The organism is Bacillus pumilus, from assembly GCF_009937765.1.
GTDB lineage: Bacteria > Bacillota > Bacilli > Bacillales > Bacillaceae > Bacillus > Bacillus pumilus_O.
In genome coordinates this window covers 1,502,926-1,515,214 of the sequence record NZ_CP047089.1, presented here as the reverse complement: position 1 = coordinate 1,515,214, position 12,289 = coordinate 1,502,926, and the positions used below count along the sequence as shown (strand labels likewise).

At 41.7% G+C, this 12,289-nt stretch carries 13 protein-coding genes, 1 tRNA gene and 1 pseudogene; 3 read left to right on the top strand and 12 right to left on the bottom strand.

What is annotated here, in order from left to right; genetic code table 11:
- Positions 1-2 precede the first annotated feature (2 nt).
- Positions 3-338 (top strand): hypothetical protein, encoded by a 336-nt coding sequence (locus GPS65_RS07340; protein ID WP_012010804.1) that lies wholly within the window; start codon positions 3-5, stop codon positions 336-338.
- Between the two features lie 55 nt (positions 339-393).
- On the opposite strand, the pseudogene GPS65_RS19440 reads toward GPS65_RS07340, so the two are convergent.
- A pseudogene (locus GPS65_RS19440) lies at positions 394-539 on the bottom strand (phage terminase small subunit P27 family); the annotation flags it as partial.
- Between the two features lie 696 nt (positions 540-1,235).
- On the opposite strand from GPS65_RS19440, the gene GPS65_RS07330 reads away from it, so the two are divergent.
- A complete protein-coding gene (locus tag GPS65_RS07330; protein WP_119125198.1) occupies positions 1,236-2,216 on the top strand; it encodes an SDR family oxidoreductase in 981 nt (326 codons plus the stop codon).
- 432 nt (positions 2,217-2,648) lie between these two features.
- On the opposite strand, the gene GPS65_RS07325 is transcribed toward GPS65_RS07330, so the two are convergent.
- The 10 genes from GPS65_RS07325 to GPS65_RS07280 all read right to left on the bottom strand — a co-directional run bounded on the left by GPS65_RS07325 (position 2,649) and on the right by GPS65_RS07280 (position 10,213).
- Positions 2,649-2,722: transfer RNA gene (locus tag GPS65_RS07325), tRNA-Arg, on the bottom strand.
- A 121-nt stretch (positions 2,723-2,843) separates the two neighbouring features.
- Complete coding sequence (locus GPS65_RS07320) at positions 2,844-3,368, bottom strand: YfcE family phosphodiesterase (RefSeq protein WP_012010807.1); 525 nt, start codon at positions 3,366-3,368, stop codon at positions 2,844-2,846.
- A gap of 14 nt (positions 3,369-3,382) precedes the next feature.
- The gene (locus GPS65_RS07315) at positions 3,383-3,985 is read right to left on the bottom strand and encodes an XTP/dITP diphosphatase (protein ID WP_162900858.1); all 603 of its coding nucleotides are present in this window, start codon (positions 3,983-3,985) and stop codon (positions 3,383-3,385) included.
- A gap of 10 nt (positions 3,986-3,995) precedes the next feature.
- A complete protein-coding gene (rph, locus tag GPS65_RS07310; RefSeq protein WP_012010809.1) occupies positions 3,996-4,724 on the bottom strand; it encodes a ribonuclease PH in 729 nt (242 codons plus the stop codon).
- A gap of 151 nt (positions 4,725-4,875) precedes the next feature.
- Entirely contained in the window at positions 4,876-5,937 is a 1,062-nt protein-coding gene (locus tag GPS65_RS07305) for a GerMN domain-containing protein (RefSeq protein ID WP_012010810.1), read from the bottom strand.
- Positions 5,938-6,038: 101 nt separating this feature from the next.
- On the bottom strand, positions 6,039-6,857 hold the full coding sequence (gene racE / locus GPS65_RS07300; RefSeq protein WP_012010811.1) for a glutamate racemase: 819 nt from the start codon (positions 6,855-6,857) through the stop codon (positions 6,039-6,041).
- Positions 6,858-6,864: 7 nt separating this feature from the next.
- Complete coding sequence (locus GPS65_RS07295; RefSeq protein WP_007501606.1) at positions 6,865-7,305, bottom strand: MarR family winged helix-turn-helix transcriptional regulator; 441 nt, start codon at positions 7,303-7,305, stop codon at positions 6,865-6,867.
- Positions 7,306-7,453: 148 nt separating this feature from the next.
- On the bottom strand, positions 7,454-7,678 hold the full coding sequence (gerE, locus tag GPS65_RS07290; protein ID WP_003184172.1) for a spore germination transcription factor GerE: 225 nt from the start codon (positions 7,676-7,678) through the stop codon (positions 7,454-7,456).
- Positions 7,679-7,883: 205 nt separating this feature from the next.
- Positions 7,884-9,200, bottom strand: coding sequence for a CitMHS family transporter (locus GPS65_RS07285; protein ID WP_012010812.1), 1,317 nt, complete (start codon positions 9,198-9,200; stop codon positions 7,884-7,886).
- A 152-nt stretch (positions 9,201-9,352) separates the two neighbouring features.
- Positions 9,353-10,213 carry a LysR family transcriptional regulator gene (locus GPS65_RS07280; RefSeq protein ID WP_012010813.1) on the bottom strand — a complete coding sequence of 287 codons (861 nt, stop codon included), beginning with the start codon at positions 10,211-10,213 and terminating at the stop codon, positions 9,353-9,355.
- A 135-nt stretch (positions 10,214-10,348) separates the two neighbouring features.
- On the opposite strand from GPS65_RS07280, the gene GPS65_RS07275 reads away from it, so the two are divergent.
- A complete protein-coding gene (locus tag GPS65_RS07275) occupies positions 10,349-11,479 on the top strand; it encodes a 2-methylaconitate cis-trans isomerase PrpF family protein (protein WP_012010814.1) in 1,131 nt (376 codons plus the stop codon).
- Between the two features lie 27 nt (positions 11,480-11,506).
- On the opposite strand, the gene GPS65_RS07270 is transcribed toward GPS65_RS07275, so the two are convergent.
- Entirely contained in the window at positions 11,507-12,226 is a 720-nt protein-coding gene (locus tag GPS65_RS07270) for a biotin--[acetyl-CoA-carboxylase] ligase (protein WP_012010815.1), read from the bottom strand.
- Positions 12,227-12,289 lie beyond the last annotated feature (63 nt).

The window sequence follows — 12,289 nt, the reverse complement described above, 5'->3', positions numbered from 1 at the left end:
ACATGGGTTACGATTCATTAATTAGAACATTAATAGATTTTGAAAAAAGTGATATGATACTAGAATGGAAAAGTGGTTTTAGAATTATCGGTCAACTAGATACGGTTTATGAAACAGACAATGGATTAGAAGATGACGATGTAAATTACACGGAATACCATGCAGCTGGATTTAAAGCAAATAAAATATTAGCTAATCCTACCAATAATAGTGGTATTGTTTATGAATGGTTGAGAGAAGGTAATGCTTTTACTGAAATTTCCCTTTATAATGATCCACCAAAAGCAGTATATTTACCGGACGGTCAAAAAATATGGGAATTGGCCAGTGATGAATAACTAAGAAAAGCCCCTCCATGTCGGAAGGGCTTTTCATTACTGCTTTACTTCAACATAAGTCTTTTGGTAAGTAAGAAGGAACTTTCACTTGTCATCTGGCGCCTTTATTTCCTGCTCTCTTCTTTCTTCAATCTCTTTCTTGGTAAGGTTTTTCTTTCCTTTCACTAGCAACAAGTCAACTGGTTGTCTGGGTCTTACCATCCCCTCCGTCCGAATTTTCATTTAGGGGATTTTTCAAAATGTTGAGGGAGACACGGTCCACGGCAAATCGTTTCTAGGGATTTAAGTGTCCGCAAGCTCTGCGTCTTGGACTTATGCTTGAAGTATGTCTAACTAGTGGACTTTTTCATTCAACCCATTTCTTTAATTGTATTATTTAAATCCCTAACATTTATCTCAGGCGGAATACCAACGTTCAGAATCAATTTCAAAAAAGCTATTGGGGCTGTTGCACTTGCTAGTGTTTTAATTTTATCTGCTGCACCAGCAAAAGCTGAAACTTTTCCCGGCCTTAAATGGGTGATGGAAAAGTAGATGTTCAACCATATAAATGTAAAGTTATTTATCAAGATCGCTGTTACGTAATAGATTAAACTTACAACGTACAAGCATATATAGATTGGAATGAGACAGAATTTCTACTACGGCAGTTCAGCCACCTAAGTTCCAACAAACAAAAAAGCCTGAAATCCTTTATAGTAAAGGGTTTCAGGCTTTTTTCTTATTACGTCCAGATTGCTGATGCGTGTTCAAACACCTGGAAATTCCAACCTACTCATAAAAGCTTACTGAAACTCTTCAAATAACTCCTTCACAAGTTTATTCATTATTAATACTTGGATTAGCAGTCAACAACATAAACATTTAAAGGGAATAAGTACATTTGGAGGGAATTAAATGACACAAGAATCTGATGAGCGTAAGTTGCAACAAATCAAACAAATGCAACAGATGTTTCTAGAGAAAATGAAAACTCAACCTTATCCCATGTACCCTAATTACGGAAAAATCACACGCTATGAAGAAATTCCAATTAATTTACCTGAACAACGTCAACTTCGTCATCCTGGTGTAGAAGGTTTAATGGTACCACTTCCAATTATTGAAAATACAAATTACAAAGGGAGTGGTAAGTTAGCGGGAAAAGTTGCTCTTATTACAGGAGGGGATAGTGGTATTGGTGCAGCCGTAGCTATCGCCTTCGCAAAGGAAAGTGCTGACGTTGCGATTGCATACTTAGATGAACACGAAGATGCTAATAGAACAAAAGCAAGAATCGAAGAACTTGGGCAACGTTGTTTATTGATGCCAGGAGACTTGCGAGATAAAAGGCAATGTATCACCATTGTAGAGAAAACAATAAAAACCTTCGGGCGTCTAGACGTTCTATGTAACCACGTTGGTATCCAATTTCAACAACCAAGCCTTCTTAACATTATCGACGAACAATTCGATGACACCTTTAAAGTCAACATTTACTCACATTTTTACACAACCAGAGCAGCGCTTCCTTACTTAAAACCAGGCAGTTCTATTATCGGCACTTCTTCAGTCGTAACGTATGTAGGTGAGCAACAAATGATTGATTATACCGCCACAAAAGGTGCAATTGTTGGTTGGACACGTGCTTTGGCTAAAAATGTTGTAAAACAAGGAATTCGTGTAAATGCCGTTGCTCCTGGTCGAATCTGGACACCACTCATTGCAGCAAGCTTCTCGTCAGACCAAGTGGGTGTATATGGAGCATTTAATCCAATGGAACGAGTTGCCCATCCATTTGAACTCGCACCAACATTTGTTTATCTTGCTTCTGATGATTCTCGTTTTGTTACAGGTCAAGTGCTGCATGTTGACGGCGGGGAATCCACACAGTCCTAATATAAGGAGGTCATTGAATTGAGATATGAATTTAATCCTGAAGTAAAGTTATTACTTGTTAACCATTCAACGAAAAAAGTTACTATGGTTTATATGGAGCATTCATGGCTAATGTCTGAAATTGGACGTAGACCGCCTTATTATTGCTACCCAAATTACGAACTGAATTATCCAATCATTTAAATAAATCGCAGTTATTTAGGAACGGTTAGGGCATACAAAAATGGATACAACTATGTCAATTTACGCCCATGTCATCGAAGAAGCTGATCAAAAATGAGCTACCCATTTTGATAGCTTCATTGATAAAAAAACAGGGAACGGAACTCGCTCCCAAAACCCTGTTTTGAAGCGAGTTGCAAACTTAAGTTCCAAGAAACAAAAAAGCCTGAAATCCTTGATAATAAAGGATTTCAGGCTTTTAATTTAATACGTCCCAGGAGAGATTCGAACTCCCGACCGACGCCTTAGAAGGGCGTTGCTCTATCCAGCTGAGCTACTGGGACATGTTGTTATGTAGTGTGCTATGGTGTATTACCTCAGCGACAATATTTATTATATTACTATTGTTCTTTAAAGTCAACGGTTTTTCGAAAGTTTTTTTCATAAGGGGCAAATGCTGCACCCTTATGAAATACCTTCCAATGTGACAGTGTTTTCGAGGTCTTGTATGGCTTGACCTTCGTCTGTGAAAAATTGTACGTTCGCTTCACTTCCATCTAGTGTCAGTATAGCATAGCTGCGCTCTTTGCGCACTCTTGGCAGGTGCACGCTGCCTGGGTTAATAAGCAGTTTTCCTCTCAGCAGTTCACTGCCTGGGATATGCGAGTGACCAAAGCAGATGATGTCTGCGCCTAGCTCTTCTGCACGGTAGTAGACTTGAAGCAAGGATTGTTTGATGCCATGCAGATGTCCGTGAGTGAGAAATAGTTTTCCGCCTCCATCCAGTGGGAGCAGGAGCTCTTCTTCAAAATCGCCCATAAAGTCACAATTTCCTTTGACGACCTTGTATCCTTCGAGTGCTGGGTGGTTCGTTTCGAGTTCTGAATCTCCGCAGTGAATCATCATGTCGACTTCAGCCGCGTGCCTTTTGGCGATCATTTGAAGTTCGTCTGTGAGTCCATGACTGTCACTAATGATGAGTATCTTCATGGCTTCATTCCCCCTTATTCATTTGCGTCTAGCAGTGATGAAAGCTTTTGAAGCGCGACCGCTCGATGGCTGATCTTATTTTTCTCCTCTGGTGATAATTCGGCCATTGTCTGGTCTTTGTCTTTGACGATGAAAATCGGGTCATATCCGAAGCCATTTTCGCCGATTGGTTCCTCTGCGATAAAGCCTTCTACTGATCCTTCTACCGTTTTTGTTTCTTTGCCTGGTATGCTGACAGCTAGGGCACATCTGAATCTAGCTGTGCGGTCTTCTTTTTCAATGCCTTGAAGTTCGCTCAGCACTTTTTCTACATTCTCAGCATCATTTTTATGCTCACCAGCGTATCTCGCTGAATAGACGCCAGGTTTTCCGCCAAGATAATCAATCGACAAACCGGAATCGTCTGCAATGACCATTTCACCCGCTTTGGCTTGAATCGCCTCGGCTTTGATGACGGCATTTTCTTCGAAGGTATGTCCTGTTTCTTCAATTTCTTCAATAAAGCCGATGTCTGCTAGTGTTTTGACCGTGAATCCTTTTGGCTCAAGAATGGCTTTGAATTCTTTCGCTTTGCCCGCATTGTGCGTTGCAATGATGGCTGTTTTCATCCTGATCAAACCCTTCTTTTTATTCGATGACTTCTCCTGTCACTGCTTTTTGCTTTTCAATTAGCTCTTTGATGCCCTTTTCGGCTAAATCAAGCAGTCCGTTTAGCTGTTCTCTTGAGAATGTCGCTTCTTCGCCTGTGCCTTGAAGTTCAACAAAGCGTCCAGCGCCTGTCATGATGACGTTCATATCCACTTCAGCTGAAGAATCTTCTTCATAATTTAAATCTAACAGAAGACCTTGCTGAGAATCAATTCCGACGGATATCGCCGCTAAATAATCAGTGATTGGGTTTTGTTTGATGGCACCTTCTGCTCGGAGCTTTTGAATCGCAAGCGTCATGGCAACAAAAGCACCTGTAATGGATGCTGTGCGTGTGCCTCCGTCTGCTTGAATGACATCACAGTCAATCCAAATCGTGCGTTCGCCAAGCTTTTCTAAGTCAACGACTGCACGGAGTGCTCGTCCAATTAATCGCTGAATTTCCATTGTACGTCCTGTCACTTTGCCTTTAGATGATTCTCTAATGGTTCTTTGAGCGGTTGCTCTTGGAAGCATGCTATATTCTGCTGTAATCCAGCCTTTTCCTTCTCCTCTTAAAAAAGGAGGTACGCGGTCTTCGATGGATGCGTTACAAATCACCTTCGTATTGCCCGCTGAGATTAAGACAGAGCCTTCTGGATGCGTAATGTAGCCTGCCTCTATTTCAATTTTTCTTAATTCGTCATAGTGTCTTTCATCTAATCTCATGATTTACCTCCGTTACAATATACATTCCGCGCGTATGCCAGCGGGGTTCTCCTACTAACTTTGACAACCTCGGCTCGTTCTAATCGCTTGGAATAAAAAAGAGGCAGCGAATATGCATGCCTCTTTTTCTCCATTATATCAATGTGTGCCGTTAAAAACTACCTGTATTCACTTGTTCTGGTCTTGAAACTGGCTTTGTCAGCTCTGTTCCTTTTTCGTTCACAAGTTCAGCCTTGCCGTTTACCTTAACGGATACGCTTTTGACGTCCGGTAGCTCTGTTAATGTGAGCACAATGCTATCAAGAACTTTTTGTGAAATCACCTTTTTCTTTTCATCCGCGCTGCCAAAAATGGATTCGTTGAAATCAAGTGTCACATGTCCGTCTTTTACTTTCGGGATATCATTCAGCTTAACATCTTGATCAAAGTCTGTGAGCAAATGGCTTTTTTTGCTTGGTCCAGAGACGAGCTCATCAATGGCTGCTGTAATTTGATCATCCTCGTCTTTTGGCGCCCTTTTGGTCACAGGAACATAATACGTCTGTTCATCAGATTCAGCTAAGTAATAAACCGTCACAGGCTTTGTTGATGTCATATCAGCGGCAACCTCGTGCTGAATATTAATACCGTCTTCTCTGCTTAAATCATCTGAAATCGGTGTACCATTCACAGGCATTTCTTTTAATTCATGACCATTCATTTTCAATTTGACTTTGGCGACAGAATCAAACTGTGTTAACGTCCAAGTGACCGATTGAAGGATACGCTGTTCATCTTCTTTTTTATAGTTTTTGAATTCATTTGAAAAATCCACTACGGCTGTTCCGTCTTTAATGTCGACAGATACGTTCGTGTCGGCCGGCAAAACAGCCCGGAATCCATTTGGCATGAGATTCGAAATCGGTCCTCCGTCTACGAGATATTCAAGGGTTTGTTTGGCACTTCCTTCATTTTTCGGTAGTGGAATGGATTGAGAGACGACATACCCGTTTTTATCAATTAAATATAATTCTCTCATGACTGTATCTGCCTTCTTCTCTTCTTTTCCTTCTTTGGCTGTTTGTTTATCTTCTTTATTATCTTTCACATATGTGACGTTTTGTGGCGGGTCAATCTCTGTTTTCGCTTGGTCTGTTTGAAACAATCCGCATCCTGACAAAAGCATGGCTGACGCGATACACGTCACAGCTGCTGTAGATCCTTTTTTCAGCATACTTCACCCTCCTCTAGTAGTTTGTACTACTATGTATACGAGCTCCCTCTACGGATTAGACCCTTTTCATAAAAAAATAACCCACCTCAAGAAGAAGGGGGTTATTGCTGATAGACATGTTCGAGTGATACGGTTTCGACTTTTCCTGGCAGATAGCCAAACCAGTCACGAGCGATGTTTTCAAAATTTTGCTGTTGCCCTGTTGTATAAAATGTATGAACAGGCGCTTCTTGAGAAGTGTTTAACAGTCCTTTATAGGAAAGAATTGTACTCGCTTCTCTAGCTGTCTCATCTCCTGATGAAATGATGCTCACATCACTGCCCATAAAGCGCTGAATTGACTCTTTTAAAATCGGATAGTGCGTGCAGCCAAGAATGAGTGTATCAATTCCTGTTTCTTTCATCGGTTCAAGGGAATCTTTCACCACTTCATCTGCTGTCTGATCTAAAAATGTACCACTTTCCACAAATGGGACAAGCAGCGGACATGCCAGACTTTGAACCGCTAGTCCTGCTTTTAGGGATAGCAAAGCTTCTTTGTATGCCTCGCTTTTGATCGTATTGGCCGTACCAATGACACCAATCTGCTGATTGTTTGTCACCTTGATGGCTGTGCGAGCACCAGGCTGAATCACGCCAATGACCGGAATATCGAGTGTTGCTTTGATTTCATCTAGTGCGATCGCCGTCGCTGTGTTGCATGCGATGACGAGCATTTTAATATGGTGATGTCTTAATAAGTAGTGTGCCATTTCCCAAGTATATTGAAGAACCTCTTCTTCTTTCCGAGGACCATACGGGCACCGTTTTGTATCGCCTACGTAAATGATTTTTTCTTTTGGTAGTTGTCTCATGATTTCCTTTGCAACGGTTAAACCGCCGACGCCGGAATCAATGACGCCGATTGGTTGATCCAACAAAATCGCCTCATTTTCTTTTCATTTGCTGCTGTAGTTTCGTTAAGGATTGATTGAAAACGATGGCTTCTTCTTCTGAGAAAGCCCCTAGAAGTTCACTGACGTATTCTTGGCGTTTGACAATCACTTCTTGAATGATCCGCTCGCCTTCAGGCAATAAATGAATGCGAACCACGCGGCGGTCAGAAGGATCTTTTACTCGTTCGACAAGTTCACTTTTTTCCATTCGATCAATTAAGTCGGTGGTTGTACTGCAAGCCAAATACATCTTTTGTGATAGCTCACCTATTGTCATATCTCCGAATTCATAAAGCCACTGAAGCCCTACAAATTGAGGAGGTGTAATCGTATATTGATTCAGGATTTCTCTGCCTTTTTGCTTAATAATTGCCGCAATATGGCGCAATGATTTTTCAATCTCTGCTACATGGCCAGACTCATTCGTTTCCATTTCATTGATACCTCACTATAGCATCTCACTTTAATTAAAACGTACATTCCTATTTTCCTCGTTTTTCAGAGAAAATGCAAGAAGAGACTCATGGAACCATATAGAAATAACCGGTTCCTTCCTAGGGTGGAAGGAAAACCGGCTGACTTTAGAGCTCTAGCTCACCCATACGCAGAAGCTCGACTACGGCCTGTGAACGACCTTTGACTCCTAGCTTTTGCATGGCATTCGAAATGTGGTTCCGAACAGTCTTTTCGCTAATAAAAAGCTCGCTTGCAATTTCTTTTGTTGTTTTATCTTGGACGAGCAATTCGAATACTTCTCTTTCTCTTTTGGTTAATAGCGGCTTGGATTGAAACTCTTTCTCCTTCAAGTATTGTAACCCTCCTTGCTAAGGTGAGAGCTCTAGTCTCTATAGAATGGGATTCTGTATAGTCGAGATATCATATGCCGGTTGCCCGAGGTAGGTGACGTTAAAATCGAGAATTCCCGCATATGAGCGTCCATTTTGTGCGCTTTTATCCGCACAAAAAAGGACGAGTCTCCTACCTGAGACATCGTCCTTTTTATACACGTATTTAAAAGATAGAAATGGCACCTGTTAACAAAGCGATTAATGTTGTAAAAAGGGCAGTTAACACGGTCCATAGCAGGGCGTACCTTTGCAAATCGCCAATATCTTTGTTCAGCATACTGACAAGAAGAAGCGTTGAAGCCACAAGAGGGCTTAGCAAGTGGACAGGCTGTCCTATAATAGAAGCGCGCGCAATCTCCACCGGATCAATCCCGTATGCAGCGCCGGCTTCCGCCAAAATTGGCAACACCCCGAAATAATAAGCATCATTTGAAAGAACAAAGGTAAATGGCATACTCGTTAAAGCGACAATGAGTGGAAAGAATGAGCTGTAGGAATCCGGAATCATGTAGATGACCAAGTTAGCAATAGACTCCACCATTTTTGTCCCTGAAAAAATGCCTGTGAAAATTCCAGCTGCAAACACAAGGGTAATGACCGTTAAGGCATTTCCGGCATGTGATAAAATTCTCTCGCGCTGATCTTCAACCTTTGGATAGTTGATCATGAGCGCGATGACAAACCCAATGAGAAAGAGAACTGGAATCGGTACGATGTCTAAAACAAGTGTCACCATAACCGCCATCGTCAGGAAGAAGTTCACCCAAATGAGTTTCGGTCTCTTTATGTCTTCTACGCCATCTTCAATTGACGCTGCCAGCTCAGGAGAGATCTGAAACTCTTCTTTATACTGAATCTCTGCAACTCCAATTCGCTTCCGCTCTTTTTTCCCAAGCAGATAGGCAGTAAAAAGGATGAATAGACCGCCAGCTACCATCGTTGGAATTAATGGAATAAAAAATTCAGCTGCATCCAAGCCGAGCGCAGCAATTGCTCGAGTAGCTGGACCACCCCACGGGGTCATACCGCTCATAATCCCTAATGATAATAATGAAATCGTTCCTAAAATCAGCGGATTCATCCCAATTCTTAAGAAAAGCGGCAGTAAAGCGGACACGGTAATCATGTATGTTGTCGTCCCATCACCATCTAATGCAACAAGCATAGACAAAACCGCTACCCCAAACGCAATTTTGACAGGATCCCCTTTCACAAGACGTAAAATGAGTTTAATCAGTGGATCAAATAGCCCTGCATCCAGCATGACACCGAAGAATAAAATCGCAAATAGCAATAAAGCGGCAGATGGTGCAACCGTTTTGAGTCCATCGAGCATCATATCCCCTAGCCCACTATAAAACCCACCAATCAATGCAAAGATGATCGGTACGACGGTTAACGCCACCACCGGATGCATTCGTTTTGTCATAATAAGAAATGTAAAAGTCACGACCATTAAGAGCCCTAAAATAGCTAGCACTATATATCCCTCCATCCTCTTTTTACACGATCAACAAGCGCCCCTTTTCACTTGTGATCTGAATGTTAGCGCTTTCTATTTCAAGGATATAATAGCTTTTTTCATAATGAAAATATTGATTTTTTCGTATATTCTATAAATTATTTTTATAATCAGCCTTGCTGGCTTCTTAAAAATTCGATGAATGCTTTTACAACAGATAAATGAAGGGAGTCAGGCTGGTACATAAGCCATGTATCTCTTAAAACAGGCTGTCCATCTTTATACGAAAGACCTTTTACAAATAGCTCATCACTTGGTCTGAGGCAAATTTCCGGGACAATGGCATAGCCTAAACCGTGCTTGACCATCTCTTTTGATGTATCCTGACGGTCTGTCTCCATCGTCACAAGCGGAGGCATGGCAAACGTTTCCTGCCACCATCTGTTAATCAATCGTTTTAATGAACTATCTGTATGATAATCAATGAGCGGCAGCTTCGGAAGGTCCTTTAGCTGAATTTCTGATTTTGAAATGATACAAAGCCGCTCTTTATCAAGTAAAAACCGCTCTCCATTCCAGTCATAATCCCCTCTTAAAATCCCTAAATGGACACTTGATGTGCCTAATAAATCCATGACTTTAGTGCTCCAGCCTGTATTGACCATAAATTGGACGTGTGGATACTGCTTAGAAAATTCTCGTAAAATTTCTGGGAGCTTATATTGAGCAAAGTTACTTGATACCCCTAACCGGATTGTTCCTTTGACCTTTTTTTGCATGTTGAGCATGCCATCTTTCGTTTGCTGGAGCTGCTTGAGCATGTCATTTGCGTATTTAGCCAAGTACTCGCCCTCTGACGTAAATTCAATCCCTCGTTTTCTTTTAAAGAAAAGCTTCATATCAAACTCCTCTTCAAGCTGCTTCAATCGATAACTTAAGGCAGGCTGAGAGACAAATAATTTTTCCGCTGCTTTTGTAATGTTCTTCTCTTCATATAGCACCTTTAAAAACCGCCAGTCTTTTTCATCCATTGTGTACCCTCCTTTTGTCCTTGTTATAAAAATTTTTTATCAGTTTCTCTCAAAATAATGTATTTAACTTATTTCTTATTATACTTTACCATTTTGATTAGATAAACAGTTCATTAAAAATTGAGGGTGAGAGCAATGAGAAAAGTTCCAATCACAATAATGCGAGGCGGTACAAGCAAAGGGGTATTCATTCAAGCAAACGATGCTCCCTATGAACACGATGAGCTCGAGGCATTTCTTTTAGACATTATGGGCAGTCCTGACCGGCTGCAGGTCGATGGGATCGGCGGCGGTAATTCTTTAACAAGCAAAGTAGCCATTATTGATAAAGCCACACGTCCAGATGTGGATGTGAACTATACGTTTGCACAAGTCAGCATCAATGAGAGATATGTCGATTTTAAAGGAAACTGCGGGAATATCTCATCAGCGGTTGGACCTTACGCCATCATTAAAGGACTTGTTCAAGCGGTTGAGCCCATTACGACTGTACGTATCCTCAATACCAACACGAATAAAGTCATTGTAGCGGAGGTTGAGGTTGAAAACGGTGAAGTAAAATTTGAGGGAGATGTAGAAATTCCAGGAGTAAAAGGGACAGGATCTCCCATCTATCTATCCTTTGAAAAACCTGAAGGTGCTGTGACAGGTAAAACCTTTCCGACAGGAAACCGCATGAATACGATTCAGACAAAATTCGGAGAAATTCCGATCTCGATCGTTGACATCGCAAATCCCATTGCCTTTGTCCGAGCGAAGGATCTTCATTTAAAAGGAACCGAATTGCCAGAAGAATTTACAGACGCATTACTGAATGATTTAGAAGAGATTCGTTCCATCGCTGCTGAAATGTGTCACTTTGCGCCAAGAGACATGGCGACATTACAGTCACCAGCTGTTCCGAAGCTTGCGATCATTAGTGAACCTGCTGATTATATCGATACAAACGGGGTGCTGAGACGAGCAGGCGATATGGATATCGTCGTACGCATGTTATCGATGCAAAGACCACACCAAGCGCTTGCCATTACCGGCTCTGTCTGCGTATCAGCCAGCTGTTTTATGGAACATACGCTTCCTGCACAGCTTTATGATGGACAGCATGATACGCTTCGAATTGGGCACCCTGCCGGGATTATGCAAACGGACATTGACATGTCTCAAAACAGAGTCAAAGTCATTCGAACCGCAAGAGAAATTCTAGACGGGGTTGTCTTTACGAAACAAGACTATATTGTACAACCTCATATTAAAAGAGAAGCCTAAAGCAGACGAGAACATCGTCTGCTTTTTTTAATGTTGAAACGGGGCATCAATATCTCCCGCAGAATGAGCTTTGATCTGTCCTTTATCATCTTTTAGCTGAAGATGACCAAAGCGGTTAACACCGCAGCAAATGCCTTCTTCCCATGTTTGTTTTTCACGATCTAACGAAATGCGAAGCGGCTTGTTGAGACGATATAACCGTTTGTTATAAAGGGCAGTGAGTGCTTCAAACCCTTCATTTTGCCAGCGTGAATGGTATTTTTCAAAAGCCGCTGCTAGGTCTTTCACTAGCTGATCAGCTTTCACCTCTGTCAGCTCTGATAAGCAAATGGTTTTGTACGGGACATGCTCTGGCTTCGTCTCTACATTGATGCCAACACCGATATAAATAGCGCTGCGGTCTGCTTCAATTAATGTGCCGGATACCTTTGCTTCATTAATGAGAATATCATTCGGCCATTTGATCGCCAGCTCATCCTCCGCTCTTATGAGTGGTTTCAGCACATCATAGATTGCTAGTGCTGTCAGCGGGGCGATCGTTGATTGAGTGGAGAGTTCTTCTGGTGGCATGACTGTCATGGTTACCGCCACGTTTCCTAAAGGTGTTTCCCACGGCCTGCCAAGTCTGCCTCTACCTGCTGTCTGCTGGCGTGCATAGACAGCAAATGAGGGCTTTTCTCCTTGCTGCATAAGCCTTTTCGCTTCATTATTTGTACTATCAATGGTGTCATATTGAAAAATCTTCATGTGTTCTCCTCTTGTTTCTTCTTGATATGGTGCTTTTATTATAACAAAATGAAGCGTGTACGT